The organism is Variovorax sp. Varisp85, assembly GCF_047304045.1.
In the GTDB taxonomy this organism is placed as follows: Bacteria; Pseudomonadota; Gammaproteobacteria; order Burkholderiales; family Burkholderiaceae_C; genus Variovorax.
This window is the reverse complement of sequence record NZ_JBGLYN010000068.1, coordinates 19,109-38,252: the sequence shown is the minus strand read 5'-3', so window position 1 is coordinate 38,252 and position 19,144 is coordinate 19,109. Positions and strand designations below refer to the sequence as shown.

Annotated in this window: 19 protein-coding genes; 14 read left to right on the top strand and 5 right to left on the bottom strand. The window is 64.3% G+C overall.

From position 1 onward, the window contains the following. The first annotated feature begins 849 nt into the window (after positions 1 to 849). The 6 genes from ACCC97_RS22905 (at position 850) to ACCC97_RS22880 (ending at position 3,646) form a co-directional block, all read left to right on the top strand. Positions 850 to 1,110 carry a hypothetical protein gene (locus ACCC97_RS22905; protein WP_413335215.1) on the top strand — a complete coding sequence of 87 codons (261 nt, stop codon included), beginning with the start codon at positions 850 to 852 and terminating at the stop codon, positions 1,108 to 1,110. A gap of 67 nt (positions 1,111 to 1,177) precedes the next feature. After that, positions 1,178 to 1,453 carry a hypothetical protein gene (locus tag ACCC97_RS22900; protein ID WP_413335213.1) on the top strand — a complete coding sequence of 92 codons (276 nt, stop codon included), beginning with the start codon at positions 1,178 to 1,180 and terminating at the stop codon, positions 1,451 to 1,453. 112 nt (positions 1,454 to 1,565) lie between these two features. Next, positions 1,566 to 1,808, top strand: a complete 243-nt coding sequence (locus ACCC97_RS22895) for a hypothetical protein (protein ID WP_413335212.1) — start codon at positions 1,566 to 1,568, stop codon at positions 1,806 to 1,808. Beyond that, entirely contained in the window at positions 1,808 to 1,981 is a 174-nt protein-coding gene (locus tag ACCC97_RS22890) for a hypothetical protein (protein ID WP_413335210.1), read from the top strand. The genes ACCC97_RS22895 and ACCC97_RS22890 overlap by 1 nt, the downstream gene beginning before the upstream one ends. After that, positions 1,978 to 2,862 carry a zonular occludens toxin domain-containing protein gene (locus ACCC97_RS22885; protein WP_413335209.1) on the top strand — a complete coding sequence of 295 codons (885 nt, stop codon included), beginning with the start codon at positions 1,978 to 1,980 and terminating at the stop codon, positions 2,860 to 2,862. Before ACCC97_RS22890 ends, ACCC97_RS22885 begins: the two co-directional genes overlap by 4 nt. Before the next feature lie 208 nt (positions 2,863 to 3,070). After that, entirely contained in the window at positions 3,071 to 3,646 is a 576-nt protein-coding gene (locus tag ACCC97_RS22880) for a recombinase family protein (RefSeq protein ID WP_413335207.1), read from the top strand. Positions 3,647 to 3,815: 169 nt separating this feature from the next. On the opposite strand, the gene ACCC97_RS22875 is transcribed toward ACCC97_RS22880, so the two are convergent. Next, complete coding sequence (locus ACCC97_RS22875) at positions 3,816 to 5,405, bottom strand: tannase/feruloyl esterase family alpha/beta hydrolase (RefSeq protein ID WP_413335205.1); 1,590 nt, start codon at positions 5,403 to 5,405, stop codon at positions 3,816 to 3,818. A gap of 101 nt (positions 5,406 to 5,506) precedes the next feature. Here ACCC97_RS22875 and ACCC97_RS22870 point away from each other — a divergent pair, with 101 nt between their 5' ends. Further along, positions 5,507 to 6,202 (top strand): Crp/Fnr family transcriptional regulator, encoded by a 696-nt coding sequence (locus ACCC97_RS22870; RefSeq protein WP_007836872.1) that lies wholly within the window; start codon positions 5,507 to 5,509, stop codon positions 6,200 to 6,202. A gap of 10 nt (positions 6,203 to 6,212) precedes the next feature. Here ACCC97_RS22870 and ACCC97_RS22865 read toward each other — a convergent pair whose 3' ends face one another. Continuing rightward, positions 6,213 to 7,673: an efflux transporter outer membrane subunit gene (locus ACCC97_RS22865; RefSeq protein ID WP_007836871.1), complete on the bottom strand. Its 1,461-nt coding sequence runs from the start codon at positions 7,671 to 7,673 to the stop codon at positions 6,213 to 6,215. Between the two features lie 104 nt (positions 7,674 to 7,777). Here ACCC97_RS22865 and ACCC97_RS22860 point away from each other — a divergent pair, with 104 nt between their 5' ends. The 6 genes from ACCC97_RS22860 to ACCC97_RS22835 all read left to right on the top strand — a co-directional run bounded on the left by ACCC97_RS22860 (position 7,778) and on the right by ACCC97_RS22835 (position 14,990). Further along, positions 7,778 to 8,395, top strand: a complete 618-nt coding sequence (locus ACCC97_RS22860; protein ID WP_007836870.1) for a TetR/AcrR family transcriptional regulator — start codon at positions 7,778 to 7,780, stop codon at positions 8,393 to 8,395. Positions 8,396 to 8,477: 82 nt separating this feature from the next. Then, positions 8,478 to 9,587: an efflux RND transporter periplasmic adaptor subunit gene (locus ACCC97_RS22855; protein ID WP_413335203.1), complete on the top strand. Its 1,110-nt coding sequence runs from the start codon at positions 8,478 to 8,480 to the stop codon at positions 9,585 to 9,587. Then, positions 9,584 to 12,661, top strand: coding sequence for an efflux RND transporter permease subunit (locus ACCC97_RS22850; protein ID WP_413335202.1), 3,078 nt, complete (start codon positions 9,584 to 9,586; stop codon positions 12,659 to 12,661). Before ACCC97_RS22855 ends, ACCC97_RS22850 begins: the two co-directional genes overlap by 4 nt. A 39-nt stretch (positions 12,662 to 12,700) precedes the next feature. Beyond that, positions 12,701 to 13,507, top strand: a complete 807-nt coding sequence (locus ACCC97_RS22845; RefSeq protein WP_007836863.1) for an oxidoreductase — start codon at positions 12,701 to 12,703, stop codon at positions 13,505 to 13,507. 65 nt (positions 13,508 to 13,572) lie between these two features. Next, the gene (locus tag ACCC97_RS22840; RefSeq protein ID WP_007836861.1) at positions 13,573 to 14,478 is read left to right on the top strand and encodes a LysR family transcriptional regulator; all 906 of its coding nucleotides are present in this window, start codon (positions 13,573 to 13,575) and stop codon (positions 14,476 to 14,478) included. 164 nt (positions 14,479 to 14,642) lie between these two features. Then, positions 14,643 to 14,990, top strand: a complete 348-nt coding sequence (locus ACCC97_RS22835) for a hypothetical protein (RefSeq protein WP_007836859.1) — start codon at positions 14,643 to 14,645, stop codon at positions 14,988 to 14,990. A 34-nt stretch (positions 14,991 to 15,024) separates the two neighbouring features. Here ACCC97_RS22835 and ACCC97_RS22830 read toward each other — a convergent pair whose 3' ends face one another. After that, on the bottom strand, positions 15,025 to 16,968 hold the full coding sequence (locus tag ACCC97_RS22830; RefSeq protein WP_007836857.1) for an ATP-binding protein: 1,944 nt from the start codon (positions 16,966 to 16,968) through the stop codon (positions 15,025 to 15,027). Positions 16,969 to 17,143: 175 nt separating this feature from the next. Between ACCC97_RS22830 and ACCC97_RS22825 the strand changes: the two genes are divergently transcribed. Next, complete coding sequence (locus ACCC97_RS22825) at positions 17,144 to 17,812, top strand: hypothetical protein (RefSeq protein WP_413335199.1); 669 nt, start codon at positions 17,144 to 17,146, stop codon at positions 17,810 to 17,812. Between the two features lie 31 nt (positions 17,813 to 17,843). Here the strand turns inward: ACCC97_RS22825 and ACCC97_RS22820 are convergent, their stop codons facing one another. Beyond that, complete coding sequence (locus ACCC97_RS22820) at positions 17,844 to 18,650, bottom strand: PPK2 family polyphosphate kinase (protein ID WP_007836853.1); 807 nt, start codon at positions 18,648 to 18,650, stop codon at positions 17,844 to 17,846. A gap of 47 nt (positions 18,651 to 18,697) precedes the next feature. After that, positions 18,698 to 19,135, bottom strand: a complete 438-nt coding sequence (locus ACCC97_RS22815; RefSeq protein WP_007836851.1) for an RNA-binding S4 domain-containing protein — start codon at positions 19,133 to 19,135, stop codon at positions 18,698 to 18,700. Between the last annotated feature and the right edge of the window lie 9 nt (positions 19,136 to 19,144).

Sequence of the window (19,144 nt, the reverse complement as noted above, 5' to 3'; positions counted from 1 at the left end):
CCTATTGTGATTTCGACTCAGGCCGTGACCGGGTGTCCTGCTAATAGCACTTCGGTGACCGGTGGTTGCCAGTGTGCTTCTGGGTTCGATGAGAGCAACGGTCAGTGTGTACCGCACACGAATCAGTGCACGCCGAAGATGAACGCGCCGCAAACTGTGAATTGGACTCTTGGATGGACGCGTACCCCCGACGATTCAGATAGGGCGTGGGTTGGTGCAGATGGAATGTCTGTCCCTCCATCAGGAGCTATAGCCTGTGTTGATGGTTGTGAGGTGGGGGTGAATCTCACGCTTGCCGGTGTGCCGCAGAAGTCGCAAGTGCCTGCTGCGAATGGCATGTATCGCGTGACGGCTCCATTTGAGGGTGTGGGTCGCGGAAACGAGTGCACGACGCCCACGACGCAAGCGGATAAGAGCGCCCCGGTTACGCCATGTCCCGGCTATGTTGGCGAAATCAACGGCAAGCTTGGTTGCTATGGAACTGCTGAGAAGCCGGTAATCACGAAGGAACAGTCATTGCCTGGTGGCGCTACGCCCATTGCTGGTAATCCACCAGCGGGTACGCCCGCTACGTCGGGGACTGGTGCCACTGGCGGGGCAGGCCCTACGCCGACCAGCGGTAATGGTGGCAATGCTGGTGGTCCCGCAGCGGCAGCTACCGGAGGTAAGGGCGGTGGGGCTGGCGGTTCGGCTTCTGGTACTGGTGTGGGCGGTGCTTCTTCTGGCACTGGTACGGATCAGAAGCCAGACCCTTGCGGGGCGCCTGGGCAGCCAATCTGTGCTGTTAAGGTCGATGAGAAAGGCACGCCCGATGGTGCTGGGACAACGTTCGACACTGTCAAATCCAAGATGGACGAAACCAAGGGCAAGAACGATGAGCAACTCGCGAAGGCGGCGGGTACTGCTGACAAAGGTTTCTTTGAACCCGTGCGTTCCATGTTCTGGGCGCCGCCCGTCGCCGCCTGTGAAACCTTCGATCTGCCGCAGCAGGTAGGCGGGCTCAAGCTCGATGCCTGCGGCGTTGTCGATGGTGTGCGCAACGCCATGGCCCTTGTGTGGGCTGGTGCTGGTCTGTTCCTTTGCTTCGGAATGATCAAGAGGAGTTTCTGATATGCCCTTACTCGCTGCCTTCATCGGCTCTCTCGCATCTGGCCTTGCGACTCTGTTCGCAACCCAGATGGCATACACGACCGCGCTCAAGCTCGCGGCCTACGTGACGTGGATCACCGTGGCTGGTGTCTTCATCGCTTCGGTGTTCGTCTGCTGTGCCACTCTGTACGGCATGCTCGGCAGCGTGAGCATCGGTGCAGGCTGGACGCGCTACCTGTGGATGGGCCTTGGCATGTTCATTCCGCAGAACGCGGGCGCGGTGATGGCCTGCGTGGCTTCGGTCTGGATCGCGTCGAGCGTCTGGAAGATTCAGCGCATCGGCATCGAGAACTTCTCCAAATAGACGCATACGTTTTCTTTCGATCGACAGAAAAAAGAATACGTTATCAGGGTAAGTGCCTATGCAAATAGATCGAAAAGCGAATACAATAGAGGCAACCAAACAAGGGGTCTATATGCAACGTGATCTTTTTCTCTCGACTGATGCACCGATGGTCATTCCGGTGTTTTCTCGGCTCAACGGGGTTGTTGCGTGCAACCTGCGTAAAGAGTTCTGGGATGAGTCTCTTGGTGGCTATGACGGGGCGGAGATGGATGCGTCTGAGTGGACGCCTAGCGGTGGCCATTGGAGTTGCAACATCGAGGGCAAGGGGCGTGAGTTCCTGATCTGCTCGCACGTCATTCGGAGCATTTGGTAATGGCTCGGACCGGAGGCAAGCGCGAAGGATCGGGCAGGAAGGCTCTCGATCCTCAGGGCACCATCGTGACGACGATTCGGTTGACTGCCGAGCAGAAGGCTACGTTTGAAATGCTTGGCGGCGGTCAATGGCTGCGCGAGCAACTACAGAAAGTGATTGAAGGAAAGTCATGACGGACTACGCGCTGACAGGTAAGAAGGGCACCGGCAAGAGCAAGAACGCCGTTCGCCTGTTCCGTGATCGCTACCTCAAGCGCAAGCGCCGCTGTGCCACGAATCTCGACATCGATCTCAAGGCCATGTTCGGTGTGCACTCGAGACACACGTACGTGCGCGTGCCTGACAAGCCCACTGCGTTCGATCTGCTGGCCGCTGGTCACGGCAATCCCGAGAGCTACGACGAAGACCTCAACGGCGGGCTCTTCCTCGATGAAATGGGCACCTGGCTGAACACCCGCACGTTCGCCGATAAAGAGCGCGCCGCGACTCTCGATTTCTTTGCCCACGCTCGCAAGCATGGTTGGGACACCTACTACATCATGCAGAACGTGCTGCAGGTCGACAAACAGCTACGCGAAGCCTTCATTGAGCAGACCGTGCGTCATACGCGCTTCGACAAGGTCCGCATCCCTTTCATCGGCTGGCTGCTCGCGCTGCTGTTCGGTGACAAGGCTGGCTATCTGCCGCGCTTTCACTTGGCTGTTGCGCGCATGGGCACGAACCCGCAAGAGATGGCAGCGGATCGCGCCACGTATACCGGCAAGGACATTGAGGGCTGCTACGACACCCGGCAGGTGTTCAAGCAGGACTATCCGCACGGGTCGCACTCTGTCCTGTCGCCCTGGCATGTCGAGGGGCGGTTTCTCGCGCCCGAGAAGCTCGGTTTCTGGGTTCAAGCATGGCTAGCCCTCACCAAGCCGCCGAAGCCCGCCAAGCGTGCCCCGAGGACCTTCGACCCGGGGTGGGCACGCGTCGTCAGCCTGTGCCGTCAGTTGCCACCCGCCGAGCGGCTTGACGTGATGGCTCGATACGCGAGGGCCAGCGCGGGCCGGTAGCCCTGCGCGAGCGGGGCGGACGGTTCGCGCGCCGCCGTCGCCGGTCGTTGTCCAGTTCGTCGCCCCCTTGAACCTGCCCCCTTATTGCTAAGCCGGAAGTTCGGGGACCCGCTTGCGGGGGGAAGACCTTCGTGCACCCTGTTCCCGGCTTTTCGCCAAAGCTGATCACGCCACCGGAGGGGTGGCGGTTTTGCTTATGGAGAGAAAAATGTTGATTGGATACGCGCGGGTATCGACTCGCGAGCAGGAGACGCATTTGCAGATCGATGCGTTGCGAGCTGCTGGTGCTGAGGTCATCTTTCAGGAAAAGACGTCTAGCGTTGGTGAGCGAGCGGAGTTGAGGCGGTGCCTGCGGGAGCTTCGGCCCGGCGACGTTTTCATGGTCTACAAGCTGGATCGAGTCGCTCGGTCGCTGCCTGATCTATTGTCGATCTTGGAAGATATTCGGCTGGCTGGTGCACTCGTTAAGAGTCTGACTGAGCCGCTTGACACTACGACCGCGATGGGGTCGTTTGTGATTCAGATTCTGGGTGCTGTTGCGCAGCTTGAGCGGGGCATCATTCGGGAGAGGTCGATTGCGGGCCAGCGTGCGGCACGTGATCGTGGAAACCTTCCGGGGCGAACACGGGTGTTGTCGTCAGAGGACGAAGCTGAGGTGGTGCGACTGTATGCCGCTGGTGAGCACACGATGCATGCGCTTGCTGTGCTGTACGAGGTGTCCGATTCGGTTATAAAACGCGCTGTGTATCGAGCGAAGAAGCCAGGGCATTCCAGCTTGAAGTAGGTCCGAAAACTTCCGGTTCCGCCAAGTTGATGAAGCCCCGTTGATCGTGTGATCGGCGGGGCTTTTTTCATGCTCCGGGAAAGCGGCGAGCATCGCCCTGAAGCTCTCGCCGACGCGTTGTTCGTCTTCGTTTTCCGACGGAGCCAAGTCTCGCGGCTTTCCTCAGTCCTCAAGAACCTTGGCAGCTGTAGCTGTCGGCTGAGTTCGCGTCGCCGCTGCCCTTGTATTTCGGGAAGGTCGGGTACTGGCACAAGGGGCGCGCCAGCGTGGCGGCCTTGGTCGCCGGATCGAGCTTCTTCGCCACGATGCTCTGCGCGGAAGGCTTGGCACCACCTTCTCGCCATTTCACGACAGCGTCCACAAGATCGACGGTGTCAGGGCCGACCCCGCCAGAGCAATGCTGGACGCCCGGCTGGAGGAAGAACTCCATCGAGGCATCCCGCGTGGACGCGCCACCAACCGCGGTCGCGACATCGTTGAAGTACTTGATCGAGCCCTTGTAGCTGATCGCCCAGTCATTCGTTCCGTGAGCAAGGATCATCTTGCCGCCCTGTCCAAAGAAGGAGCGGAGGTCGGGCGTCGCATCGAGTGTTGTGGCCGCGAGGCGCAGTCCCGCAGAGTAGAGCTCCGGATCGAAGCCCAGCACGTTGAAGGCCGGGTCGCCCGTGACCCAGTACTTCACCAGGCCGCTGCCGAACATGAACTGGAGGCCGGTGCCGCCGATGGCGGAGCCGGTCACCCACAGGGGCCAGCCCAGGTTCTCGCCGCCGGGGCCCCAGCCGGGATAGACGCTCGTGCTGTCCGCACGCTTGAGTTCGGAATAGATCGTGTTGGCCGTCGCTATCTGCTGGTCGGTCAGGCAGGTTTCCGCATCTCCTGCCGTGCAGCGCAACACCGCCGGGTCGAAGGCGCAGGCGGCCTGGTTGCTCACGATGCCGTCCGCAATGCCGTCAAGCGCATCGCACTGCGCGGTGACGGTCTTGCCGATAAGCGAGGCCTTTGCATCGCTGAGCTGTCCACCCGGTGCCGCGAGAGCCTTTCCGTTCGCAACGAAGGCCTGGAACAGTTCGGTGAAAGAATAGGCCGGCGCACGCACGACGATGCCGTCGAAGTCGTTCGGGAAGCGCGTGGCCTGGATCAGCGCCTCTCTGCCGCCATTGGAGCAGCCTTCGAAGTAGCTGAACGTGGCATCCGAGCCGTAGCGCTGGCGAACGATCTCCTTGGTGACCTCATTGACTGAGTGGATCGAGAGATAGCCGAAGTCCGCTTGTGCCGTGGAATTGTTCAGGAAGACCGAGGCGTCCAAGGCGTCTCCCTGGCGCCCTCCGTCCGAGGCCACGAGCACGTAGCCTGCGGTGGACCCGCTGGGCGAGATGGGCGTGATGTTGATGCTGCCGTCCCAGCCGCCACCGCCGGCATACAGGAGCTTGTTGTTCCACGCGGTGGGGAGGTGCACCTCGAAGTTGAGCGTGCCATGAAGAGTGCCCGTGACCTTGCAGTACTCCGCGGAGTCCGCCGCTGCGGCGACGAGCTTGGCGTCTTTCAGCGACGCACCGGCGAGCGAGGCGCCGGCGAAGGCCGTGCACTTCTCCTGCGCTGACGCGACTGGGGCTGGCGCGGGCGCTGGCGGCGGGGTCGATGTCGGCGCAGGCGTGGGGAACAACACCGGCAGGTTGCTCCCGCCGCCGCCGCCGCAAGCCGCCAGCATGATGGGGATGCACGCAAGAGCGCAGCGCGCCATCGAGAGAGGGTTTTTCATGATTTGTCTCCTGTTCGTACTGCCACATAAACTCAGGCGGCCCGGACCATCGCCTGCGCAGCGCATGCTAGGCACTACGGTCGAGGAAGAAAGTCTTTCCAATGACAAAGCACGTGCAGACCATTGCCATGCTGCGAGCGGCTGCCTGGGCTCGCGGCTTGTCGCAAGAACAGCTTCAGCGCGTCGAGCAGGAAACGCAGGATCGTTTCTATTCGGCCGGCGAAATCGTCTGTCAGAAATCGAGCCCGGCCACGCACTGGATCGGGGTCGTCGAAGGCATGGTCAAGGTGGATGTTCTTTCGGCGGATGGCAGAAGCACCACTTTGACCGGGGTATCCGATGGAGGGTGGCTCGGAGAAGGATCCGTTCTGAAGGGGGAGTCGCGTCCCTACGGTGTCGCGACGCTGCGAGACAGCCGCATTGCATTGATGCCGAGCTCGACCTTCCACTACCTGGTCGCCAACAGCTTGACCTTCTGCCATTTCATGATCAACCAGCTCAACGCAAGGCTTGGCCAGTTCATCGCCCTCGCTGAAGGCTATCGGATGCACGACATCAACTCGCGAGTGGCCCACTGCCTGGCCGAACTCTTCAACCCGCAGCTCAACCCTCAGACCAATCCTGTGCTGCACATATCGCAGGAAGAGATCGGCCGGCTGGCCGGCATCTCGCGCCAGATCGCCCACCGCGCGCTGCACGAACTCGAGGACGCGGGCCTGCTTCACATCCGCTACGGCAGCATCGACGTGCTGGATGTCGACGGCCTGCGGCTGTATGCGCGCGAACACGCGGAGTGAGGGCCTTGGGCTATTCGATGGCCGCCACCTCGGACTTGCTGCCGGGTTGCCAACCCCCGCCCAGTGCCTTGAAGGCAGTCACCGCGGCGCGTGCCGATTCGGTTTGCGCCTGGGCCCGTGCATCGGAGGCGCGCAGCAGGTTCTCGTCTGCCTGCAGCACTTCGATCAGGCTGACCACGCCTTTCTGGTAGGCCGCGAATGAAGCGCCTCGCGCGCGGCCGAGCGAATCCACGCCCTGCGCGAGCGTGCTGGCCTGCTCCTCGCGCTTGACCAGCGCCGAGAAGGCGTTTTCCACGTCCTCGGTGGCGCGCAGCACGGCCAGCCGGTACGCGGCGAGCATCTCCGCATCCTGTCCCTTGGCGAGGTCGATCTGCGCGTCGATGCGGCCAAAGTCGAACAGGCGCCAGCGCAGGCCCAGCACCCCGGCGGCCTGGCTGGCACTGCCGGTGAACAGGTGACCGCCGGACACCGACGTCGCACTGCCGATCAGCCCGCTCAGCGAGAACTTGGGGTAGTACTCCGCGACGGCGACCCCGATCCGGGCGTTCGATGCGGCGAGGCGGCGCTCGGCCGCGATCAGGTCGGGCCGTCGCCTGAGCAATTCGCCCGGCGATCCCGCGTCCCTGATCTGCGGGGCGACCGGTATGGCACTGGCCTCGGCCAGTTCCGCCCGATGCGTACCCGGCGGCGAGCCCAGCATCACATCCAGCGCGTTCATGGCCGCGTCCAGGCCCGCCTCCAGGACCGGGACGGAGGCTCCAACCTGGGCAAGTGCACCTTCGGCCTGCCGCACCTGAAGTTCAGCCGCCAGCCCTTTGCCATAGAGAAGGTTGACCGTGGAGAGCAAGTCCTGCTGCGTGCGCACCTGCCGGCGCGCCACGTCGAGCCGGGTCTGCAGCCCCCGGATGCTGATGTAGATATCGGCGGTCTGTGCCGCCACCGCCAACCGGGTGGCGGCCGCGCCTGCTTCCGAAGCCCGGTAGTCCGCCTGCGCCGCCTCGCGTCCACGGCGCAGGCCGCCGAACACGTCCAGTTCCCAGCTCGCACCGAGATTGGCCTCGTAGGCGCTGCCGTAACGATCGAAACCGGGCCTCGAGTTCAACACCTGTCCCTGGGGCGTTTCAACTGACTGGTAGGCCCTGGCCGCCTGACCGCTGACATTTGCTGACGGCAGCAAGGCAGCATTCGCCGCCCCGAGTCCTGCGCGAGCCTGGGCCACGCGCGCGGACGCCTGCGCGAGGTCAAGGTTCTGCGCCAGCGCCAGCGCGACGAACCGGGCCAGTTGCGGGTCGCCGAAACCCATCCACCAAGCGGTGAGATCGGCATTGGAGGTGGCAGGGCGTCGATCGACGGCGGCTTGGCCCATGTACCGTTCGGGCAAGGGCGCCTCAGGCCGGACATAGTCGGGGCCGACTGCGCATCCTGCAGCGAGGCTGGCAACGAAGAGCGTGGCAAGGGTGCGTTGGAGCATGGCTTCTTCCGGAAGATGGTCAAGAAAAGCGTGATGAATGAAGTGACTATAATTCAATATGGTCACTCGTTGTTGATTTTCAGGGGAGGCGCTAAGCTTCGGGCATGAGCAAAGCCACCCTTTCTTCCGTTTCTGCACGCGGCCCGGCCGACCACGACGTGCGGGACCAGATCGTTCTCGCGGCCACGGAGCACTTCAGCCGGTATGGCTACGAGAAGACCACTGTTTCCGACCTCGCCAAAGCCATTGGTTTCTCCAAGGCTTACATCTACAAGTTCTTCGAGTCCAAGCAGGCCATCGGCGAGATGATCTGTGCGAACTGCCTGCGCGAGATCGAAGCCGAGATCCGGGCGGCCGTCGAAGGCGCCGATCGCCCTCCCGAGAAGCTGCGCCGGATGTTCAAGTCGGTGGTCGAAGCCAGCCTTCGCCTGTTCTCCCAGGATCGCAAGCTCTACGAGATCGCGATTTCTGCGGCGACCGAGCGCTGGCAGTCGGCGCTCACGCATGAAGAGCGCATTCGGCAGTTGCTCCACGACATCCTGCGTGAAGGCCGTGAAATGGGGGAGTTCGAGCGCAAGACGCCACTGGACGAGGCGGCGGGGGCCATCTATCTCGTCATGCACCCCTACATCAATCCGCTGCTTCTGCAGCACAGCTTCGACCACACGGCCGAAGCGCCGGCACAACTGTCGGGCCTGGTGCTGCGCAGCCTGTCGCCTTGAGAAAAAAGGAGATGTGACCATTGACTAAATTGGTCACTAGTATCAGAATGACGGTCCCGATCACTTCGTCACTGGGACTCTCATGCTCTGGCGCCGCCTTGCCACTTCTGCAGTCATCTGCGCATTGCCGTTGGCGTTGGTCGCTTGCGGCGAAACAACGCCCTCCGATCCACGCACGCAGGCGCCGCAGGTGCGCGTCACCTCCGTCCGGGGGGCCGGCGCTGCATCGCGCGCCTTCACCGGCACCGTAGCCGCCCGGGTCCAGAGCGACCTGGGTTTTCGCGTCTCCGGCAAGGTGCTGGAGCGGCTCGTGGACGCGGGGCAGGCCGTCAAACGCGGTCAGTTGCTGATGCGCATCGACCCCGCCGATCTGAACCTGGCGGCCCATGCGCAGCAGGAGGCGGTCGCCGCCGCGCGGGCGCGCTCGCGGCAGACGGCGGAGGACGAAGCCCGCTACCGCGACCTGCGCGGCACCGGCGCGATCTCGGCCTCGGCCTACGACCAGATCAAGGCGGCCGCGGACGCCGCCAAAGCCCAGCTCAGCGCGGCCGAGGCCCAGGCCGACGTGGCCCGCAACGCGAGCCGCTATACCGAGCTCATGGCAGACGGCGATGGCGTCGTCATGGAAACGCTGGCCGAACCCGGCCAGGTCGTGAGCGCTGGGCAGGCCGTGGTGCGCGTGGCCCGCGCCGGTCCGCGCGAAGCCGTGGTCCAGTTGCCCGAAACCCTGCGGCCGGCGGTCGGTTCCGCCGGGCAGGCCACGCTCTTCGGCAAGGAGGGCGTGACGGTGCCGACCACGCTGCGGCAACTCTCGGACGCCGCGGACCGGCTGACCCGCACCTTCGAGGCGCGTTATGTGCTCAAGGGCGAGCTCGCCAATGCACCGCTGGGGGCCACGGTCACCATCCGGATCCCGGACGGGCTTCCCGCCGCGCAAGGCGGCCTGCAGGTGCCGATCGGCGCCCTGTTCGACGCGGGCAAGGGGCCGGGCGTGTGGGTCATCAGCGGCGAACCGGCGAAGGTCAGCTGGCGGCCCGTCGTGGTCGAGCACCTCGATGACGATGGTGCGCGCGTTGCCGGCTCGCTCAGGCAAGGCGACCGGATCGTTGCGCTCGGCGCGCACCTGCTGCGCGAAGGCGAGCAGGTGCGTGTGGCGGGCCAGGCCGCTGCGGCGGAGGGAGCCCGTCCGTGAGCGAAGGCCGCTTCAACCTGTCGGCGCTCGCAGTGCGCGAGCGCTCGGTCACCCTGTTCCTGATCTTCCTGATCTCGCTCGCGGGTCTTGTCTCATTCTTCAAGCTGGGCCGCGCGGAAGACCCTGCCTTCACCGTCAAGGTGATGACCATCATCACCGCCTGGCCCGGCGCCACCGCACAGGAAATGCAGGACCAGGTGGCCGAGAAGATCGAGAAGCGCCTGCAGGAGCTGCGCTGGTACGACCGCTCCGAGACCTACACCCGGCCCGGCCTGGCCTTCACGACCTTGACCCTGCTCGACAGCACGCCGCCTTCGCAGGTGCAGGAGCAGTTCTACCAGGCCCGCAAGAAGGTCGGCGACGAGGCGGGCAATCTTCCGTCCGGCGTGATCGGGCCGATGGTCAACGACGAATATGCGGACGTCACCTTCGCGCTGTACGCGCTCAAGGCCAAGGGCGAAGCGCAGCGCCTGCTGGTGCGCGACGCGGAGACGCTGCGCCAGCGCCTCCTGCATGTGCCGGGCGTGAAGAAGGTCAACATCGCCGGCGAGCAATCCGAACGCATCTTTGTCGAGTTCTCGCACGAGCGCCTGGCAACCTTGGGTATCGGTCCGCAGGACGTGTTCGGCGCGCTCAATGGCCAGAATGCCCTGACGCCGGCGGGCTCCGTCGAAACCAAGGGGCCCCAGGTGTTCATCCGCCTGGACGGGTCTTTCGACGAGCTGCAGAAGATCCGCGACACGCCGGTCGTGGCACAGGGCCGCACCCTGAAGCTGTCGGACATCGCCACCGTCAAGCGCGGCTATGAAGACCCGGCGACCTTCATGATCCGCAACGGCGGCGAGCCTGCCCTTCTGCTGGGCGTTGTCATGCGCGAAGGCTGGAACGGGCTCGACCTGGGCAAGGCGCTGGATCACGAGGTCGGTGCCATCAACGCCGAGCAGCCGCTGGGCATGAGCCTGAGCAAGGTCACGGACCAGGCCGTCAACATCAGCGCCTCGGTTGATGAGTTCATGGTCAAGTTCTTTGCCGCGCTGCTGGTGGTGATGCTGGTGAGCTTCCTGAGCATGGGCTGGCGCGCGGGCCTGGTGGTGGCCGCGGCCGTGCCGCTGACATTGGCGATCGTCTTCGTGGTGATGGCCGCTACCGCCAAGAACTTCGACCGCATCACGCTGGGGTCGCTGATCCTGGCGCTGGGCCTGCTGGTGGACGACGCGATCATCGCCATCGAGATGATGGTGGTGAAGATGGAGGAGGGCTACAGCCGCGTCGCCGCGTCCGCCTATGCCTGGAGCCATACCGCGGCGCCGATGCTCTCGGGCACGCTGGTCACGGCCGTCGGCTTCATGCCCAACGGCTTCGCGCCATCGACCGCGGGCGAATACACCAGCAACATGTTCTGGATCGTCGGCATCGCGCTGATCGCGTCCTGGGTCGTCGCCGTGGTTTTCACGCCCTACCTGGGTGTCAAGCTGCTGCCCGATTTCAAGAAGGTCGAGGGCGGCCATGCCGCCATCTACGACACGCCGCGCTACAACCGCCTGCGCGCGGTGCTCGGGCGCGTCATTGCGCGCAAGTGGCTGGTCGCCGGCGCGGTGGTGGGCCTCTTCGTCGCGGCCATCCTCGGCATGGGACTGGTCAAGAAGCAGTTCTTCCCCATCTCCGACCGGCCCGAGGTCCTGGTCGAGGTGCAAATGCCCTATGGCACGTCGATCACGCAGACCAGCGACGCCGCGGCGAGGGTGGAGGCATGGCTGGCCAGGCAGAAAGAAGCGCAAATCGTCACGGCCTACATCGGGCAGGGCGCGCCGCGCTTCTACTTCGCGATGGGTCCGGAGCTGCCCGATCCGTCCTTCGCCAAGATCGTGGTGCGCACGGGCAGCCAGGAAGAGCGCGACGCGCTGAAGCACCGGCTTCGCCAGGCGATCGCCGATGGCCTGGCCCCCGAGGCGCGCCTGCGTGTCACCCAGCTCGTGTTCGGGCCCTATTCGCCGTTCCCTGTCGCCTATCGGGTCTCGGGGCCGGACCCGGACAAGCTGCGCCAGATCGCGGCCGAAGTGCAGCAGGTCATGGATGCAAGTCCGACGATGCGCACGGTCAATACCGACTGGGGCACGCGCACGCCCACGCTGCACTTCACCTTGCACCAGGACCGGCTGCAGGCCGTGGGGCTGAGTTCCAGCGCGGTGGCGCAGCAGCTGCAGTTCTTCCTGAGCGGCGTGCCTGTCACCGCGGTGCGCGAGGACATCCGCACGGTGCAGGTCGTGGCCCGCTCGGCCGGCGCCACCCGGCTCGATCCGGCGAGGATCGCGGACTTCACACTGTCCGGCGCCAACGGGCAACGCATTCCGCTGTCGCAAGTGGGCGAGGTCGACGTGCGCATGGAAGAGCCGGTCATGCGACGGCGCGACCGCATGCCCACGATCACCGTCCATGGCGACATCGCCGATGGCTTGCAGCCGCCGGACGTGTCGACGGCCATCACCAGGCAACTGCAGCCCATCATGGACAAGCTGCCGGCGGGCTACCGCATCGAGGAGGCCGGCTCCATCGAGGAGTCGGGCAAGGCGACCAAGGCCATGCTGCCGCTGTTCCCCATCATGCTGGCGGTCACTCTGCTCATCATCATCCTGCAGGTGCGCTCCCTCTCCGCGATGGTCATGGTCTTCCTGACCAGCCCGCTGGGTCTGATCGGCGTGGTTCCCACCCTGATTCTTTTCCGGGAGCCATTCGGCATCAATGCGCTGGTCGGCCTCATTGCGCTGTCGGGCATCCTGATGCGCAACACGCTGATCCTGATCGGGCAGATCCACCACAACCAGGAGGAGGGACTGGACCCCTTCCGTTCGGTCGTCGAAGCCACCGTGCAGCGTGCACGGCCGGTGATCCTGACGGCGCTCGCCGCGATCCTGGCCTTCATCCCCCTGACCCACTCGGTGTTCTGGGGAGCGCTCGCCTACACGCTGATCGGCGGCACCTTGGCGGGAACGGTGTTGACGCTGGTGTTCCTGCCGGCCATGTATTCCATCTGGTTCAGGATCAGACCCGGCCACGGCAGCCGGCCTGCGCACTGATCCGCTCTTCATCCCATTCACCTGTATCGAGGAACTGCAATGTCGAATTCAACAGTGGTCGTGGTCACCGGCGTGTCGTCGGGCATCGGACGCGCCGCCGCACAGAAGTTTGCCGAGCGGGGTTGCCAGGTATTCGGTACCGTGCGCAACCTCGCGAAAGCGCCCGCATTGCCCGGCGTCGAGCTTGTCGAGATGGATGTGCGCGACGAAGCTTCTGTCCAGGGTGCGGTCCGATCCATCATCGACCGGATCGCGCGCATCGACGTGCTCGTCAACAGCGCGGGAACGACGATGATCGGCGCGGTGGAGGAGACCGCGACGGCCGAGGCCGCAGCGCTGCTCGATACCAATGTGCTCGGCATCCTGCGCACGGCCCAGGCCGTGCTCCCGCACATGCGGGCACAGCATCGCGGAAGGATCGTCAACATCAGTTCGGTGCTCGGCTTTCTTCCAGCTCCGTACATGGGGCTCTACTCGGCGTCCAAGCATGCCGTGGAGGGGCTGTCCGAAACGCTGGACCATGAGGTTCGCCAGTTCGGCGTGCGCGTCACGCTGGTCGAGCCGTCTTACACCAAGACCAACCTGGATATCAATTCGCCGCATGCAAAGTCAAAGATCGCGGCCTATGGCCGCGAACGCGACCTCGTAGCGCGCTCCATCGCCAGCAGCGTCAACGGTGCACCCGAACCCGATGGCGTGGCAAACACGATCGTCGAAGCGGCGCTTGGCGCGTGGCGCATGCGCTGGACTCCACCGGGCCAGGCATCCGTGCTGAGCAAATTGCGCCGCTTCATGCCGGCTGGTCCTGTCGATGCGAGCTTGAGAAAGAAACTCGGACTCGCCTGAAGCATCGACGAGGCGGATCGGCCAACGGCCGATCCCACGCAAAGTCTTGCAAGAAAGGAGATGCTTTGGATAGCTTGGATCTTTTGCGAACCTTCAGCGAGGTTGCAGTTTCAGGCAGCTTCTCGCGCGCCGCCGAGCATCTGGAGATGTCGAGAGGAACCGTGAGCAAATACATCGCGACACTCGAGGGGCGTTTCGGTGTCCGGCTGCTGAACAGGAACAGCCACGCTGTCAGTCTTACAGATGCCGGCGTGTTGCTGCTCGAAAGAAGCAAGCCCATGTTGGAGCTGGCCGACATAACGCGCGCGGAACTCCAGGAACGAGCGCTGACGCCCAGCGGGCGCCTGCGTATCTCCGCACCGCATGGTATCGATCAGACGGAGCTTCCGGCGCTGGTCAATACTTTCCTGGGCCACTATCCGGAGGTCAGCGTAAGCCTTGTTCTGACCAATCGCCAGGTCGATCTGGCGGCGGAAGGGATCGACATAGCCTTGCGTTTCGGGCCGACTGCGAACGAGAACCTCATCGTCCGCAAGTTGCTTCTGATGGATTTGGCGGTGTGCGCGTCTCCGATGTACTGGAAAAACCGGGGAATTCCAATGCACCCCGGCGATCTTGCGAATCACGATGCGCTGGTAAGCATCCATCTGAACCCCCTATCGAAGTGGCGATTTCAAGTGGACGGAGAACCATTGGAGGTTGCGGTGCGCGGCCGACTGGACGCGACGGAAGCCGGGCCGTTGATTCAGGCCGCGTTGCGGGGCGCGGGCGTCCTGTACCTGCCGTCGGTGATGCTGAGGCCGTACATCGAGAGCGGTCGCCTCGTCCCGGCATTGACGGAGTTCGTTCGCAGCGACATGTGGCTCTCGGCGGTCTATCTGCAGCGGCGACACAGTACCGCGGTCCAGCGCGCCTTTCTGAGCTTTCTCGAGGACCGGATCAATCCTCTGCGGTCTCCGCACAGAGCTTGAGCCAAGACGAGGGAGCGAAGTTTCCGCCTTGAAGACACGACGTTGCTGCATGCGCGTATCAAGATGGCGGGAAGGCGCCAGAAAATCGCATACGCGGCAACAAATTTCAGAGCAATGAAAGTTTGAGCCGAGCAAGGATCGACACTCAACTCTCAAGGACCGATATGAAGAAAATTCAAATTGTTCAAGGCGCCATTCTTGCGCTTATTTTCGCTTCAGCCGCCCAGGCGGAAACCTATGACGGCGTGCTTCAAAGTTCCAGCGTTCGCTCCCGGGCAGACGTCGACGCAGAGGCCGCAACCGTCGCGCAGAAGGAAGATCTTTACAGGGAATCGGCATCGAGCGGAGTCATCGCACCGCTCGGGTCTTCGAAGTCCCGGGATGTCGTCAATGCCGAAGCAGTCAAGGAGGCCCATTCCGCCAACCAGAATCTCACCGGCAAGGCCTACTACAGGGACGCCATTCCCTCCCAGTACCAGAGTCGGCCGCAGCTGGTGAACGCGGCGAAGTAGGAGTGTGGTCAGTGGATTCCGTTGTCCTGAAACGTCATGCCGCGTGTGGCTCCCGCTGCAGCGGCAGCCACAGCACGAACCGCGTTCCCGTCGGCTTCGATTCCCAACGGACCACGGCCTTGATCGCCTGCGCCCGCCGCCGCTGGTTCTGCAGGCCCCGTCCGGATGCGGACGGATTGGCCATCACCTTCTGGACGTCGAAGCCCTGACCGTTGTCCTCGATCGTCACCTGCACACCCGCGCCCTCCAGCGAGGTGCCAACGCGTATTTCCGTAGCGCGCGTGTGCCGCAGGATGTTCGAGATGCTTTCTTGCACGATGCGCAGGATGTGCAGCGCGCTCGAGGGATCGAGCCAGCCCAGGGCCGGCAACTCCTGCACTTCCCATCGCAGCGAAACACCGGTGCCTTCGAGCCGCGGCTCCAGCCGGTAGCGCAGCGTGGCCAGCAGCAGCAGCAGGTCGGCCTCGACCGGCTCCAGGGAGTCGAGCGCGAGCCTCAGGTCGTCCAGGCAGCTTTTGAGGATCTGCGAGACCTTGTCGTCGCTCATGCCGCCGCTCTCGACCGAGCGGATCGCGCTGATCAGCGAAGAGCCGAGCCCGTCGTGCATGTCCTGCATCAGGCGCTGGCGCTCATCGCTGATGGTCTGCAGGCGCTCGACCTCGCGCAGCCGCTGGTGGCTCAGCTCGAGTTCGGCCTCGCGCTTCTGCAGGCGCTGCGCAAGGCTCGCGTTGAGCTGCTCGACCTCGCCGATGGCATGCATGTAGCGGCGGTACATCAGCACGCCGAATACGCTGAAGGTGACGGCGTTGGTGTACGCCCCCATGTACCAGCCTTCGGGGCTGATGAAGTTGTTCTGCAGCAGCCAGTCGGTCAGGCCCAGCAGCACGCAGATGCCGATCCCTACCGCCACCAGCCGGCCTTCGTTGGAGCGGCGCCATGCGCTGACGCCGCCCACAAGGCAGACCGCCGCGCCCAGCAGTGCCGCGACCGCGTAGATCAGCGGCGTCACGCGGGGAGTGTTCTGCACGATGGACAGGCCGGGCATCGTGGCGATGCCGATGGCGGTGGTTGTCACGACCACGCCGCAGGTCAGCCCCTTGAGCTGCCGGCCGTGCAATTGGCGCAGGAAGAAGTGCACGATCATCACCAGCCAGAAAAGCGAGTTGACGGTCAGCCAGGCGAACCAGTCGTTCGCGATCGGCAGGCTTACGTAGAAATGCAGCCCCCGCATGAAAGAGGTGGCCGAGAGGTTGAAGAACAGCAGGTAGCCCGTTTCGTCGCGGCGCCTGAACCACACGAACAGTGCGAACACGCCCACGGCCATGAAGGCCGCACTGAGCAGTGCCGGCAGCTCCTGCTGCAGCCACTGGCGCATGCCGTAGCGGCCTCTCAGCGCGTCGATGGGGCCGATCCACAGCGACGACAGCGCCACCTGGGCGCCCCGGGTGTGCTCCAGGCGCAGGAGGATCTCGCTGGGCGGCTTGCTGCCGGCGCCGTCGTCCAGTTGGACCCACAGCGGAGTGCGGGTGCTGTTCCATAGCGGACCCGACTGCTGCGCGCGGTGGACCAGATGGCCATCGGCGTAGACCGCGATGGTGCCGTCGGTCTTGATCCGGATGCCATACAGCGCAAGCGGCCCGGGGTTGGGCGGCAGGCCGCGCACGGACAGCCTGATCCAGGTCGTTCGCGTCGTCCTTGTGGAAGTGGCCTCTGCCTGTCGCAGCAGCGCGATGGGGAGGGCGAGGGGCAGTTCGACCTGCTTCCAGGTGTTCGGCAGGGCGCTGCTGTCCTGAAGAGGCGCTGGATTGCTGAAGCCAGGCGCGTCGTCGACCTGCCAGTCGGCCCGCGTGAGGTGCAACAGCGCATCGGACTGCTGCGAGCCGACCGTTCCGGCCAGCAAGACACCAATGACGCCCAGCAATGCCATCGAAACGACGAGCACCACGTTGGCGAAGAAGGGCGCGGGACGGTAGGTCAAGGGGAGTTCGGATGGGCAGCGTTCAGAACCGACGCGAACGAGATGTAACCTATTTTCTCATTTTGTAATCCAACTTCGAGACGTGCCCCGTCGTGCATTCACGACAAGGTGATTCAGGAGTAACTATATGTATGGTTAAATCCCCGCAACTATCGCGAAGAAGACGAGGGATTGCATGAAGCTGCTGCTGAGCATTGTGTTCGCCGCCGTGAGCTTGGCCAGTTGCGCCAGCGCACCGCCCACACCCACCGAACCCGGAACGGGCACAGGCACTTCCTATGTGCCCATGGTCGCCATGGAGGGCGTGGACAAGGCGCGCTACGACAACGACGTGGCGGCATGCCGCACGGCATCGACCCGCATCACGGCCCGCAGCGAAACCGGCGACGCCATGTGGGGTGCGCTGGGCGTCGGGCTGATCACGGTGTACGGGCAGGGCATCGTCGCCGCAGCCTCCTACACCGGCATCACCGCCGCCGTCATCGACTGGAACGGTCGCCCCGATGCAGAACTGATCGCCGAGCACCAGCAGGTCGCCATCGTGCATTGCATGGCCAAGCGCGGCTATCGCAACCTCGACCCCAACGTGCGCGAATCGTTCTACGGCAACACCTTTACCCCGGGCGTCATTGCGAAGCCCCGCCGTACCGGCGTCGACACCTATAACGTCGAGACGCTCGCCAAGGCCGGCCGCTGCAACCTGCAGCCGCGCGCGGAGCTCACGGCCAAGGGCCCCGGCTACGAGAACTACAACGTGCCCTGCGACAACGGCGGAACCTGGGCCGTGCGTTGCGAGTTCGGCCAGTGCCGCGTGCTGGCGCAGGCACCCACCCGCCGCTCCTGAGCTTCGACGGCCCCGCGCCGGGCCGGCAAGCTCACTTGACGATCATTCCCTTGAGCGCCGGGTCCGGCGGCGGCGGCTTGAGCTTCATCTGCCGCATCGTCTTCACCAGCAGCTGCGCGATCATCACGTTGCGATGCCGCTTGCTGTTGGCGGGCACCACGTACCAAGGCGCGTGATCGGTCGATGTGGCGCCCAGCGCGGTCTCGTAGGCCTGCTGGTAGGCGCTCCACTTGGTGCGCACCGCGAGGTCGTCCATGCTGAACTTCCATTGCTTGCCGAGCGTATCGATCCGGGCCTGCAGGCGCTCCCGTTGCTCGTCCTTGTCGATGTGCAGCATGCACTTGACAATCACCGTGCCGGTTTCGGTGAGCAGCCGCTCGAAGTCGTTGATCTGAGCGTAGCGGCGTTTCGCCTCGGCCTTGTCGATCCAGCCCTCGACCACGGGCACCAGCACGTCTTCGTAGTGGCTGCGGTTCCACACCATGATCTCGCCGATGCGCGGCACGGCGGCATGGCAGCGCCAGAGGTAGTCGTGTGCGCGTTCCTCGTCGTTCGGTGCCTTGAAGGCCGTCACGCGCACGCCCAGCGGCGAGGTGCGCGAGAACACCCAGCGCACGGTGCCGTCCTTGCCGCTGGTGTCCATGCCCTGCAGCACCAGCAGCAGCTTGCGCCGCCCCTCGGCGTGCAGCACGTCCTGCAACTCGTCGAGCTCGACGGCCAGTGCGTCGAGTTCCGCGCGCTGCAAGGCCTCGTCCCCATGGCAGAACGACGTGTCGTCGGGGTCGATGTGCGAGAGCCTGAACTTGCCGCCGGCGCGGTATTTCTTGAAGCTGGCCATGAAGCGGGACTCCGTGAAGAAAAAGAGCCGACAGCGTACGCGATCGATCAGCGCTCGTCGTCTTCGGGGGGCAGGGAGGCGCTCCAGCGATCGTCCCATTCGGCATGCTGGCGCGCGGCGCCGTCGAGTTCGCGCCGGTCGCGCTTGGTGGGGCGGCCCTGTTCGATGGCCAGGGCCGGCTCGGTGCCCGCGCGGCGCTGCTCCCGGAAGGCGGCCTGCGCCGCAAGGCTCTCGGCGGTTTCCTCGTAGAGCTGCTGCGCCACCGGCGCCGGCCCGCGCTGGCCACTGAGGCCGCGCACCGTCACGGTCCGCGTCAGCGGGCCCATGCGCATGGCCACGGTGTCGCCGGGCTTGACTTCGCGCGAGGCCTTGGCGACGTCGCCGTTCACCTGCACGCGGTTCTTGCCGATTTCCTCCGCGGCCAGCGAGCGCGTCTTGAAGAAGCGGGCGGCCCAGAGCCATTTGTCGATGCGCAGACGGTCCATGGATGTCGA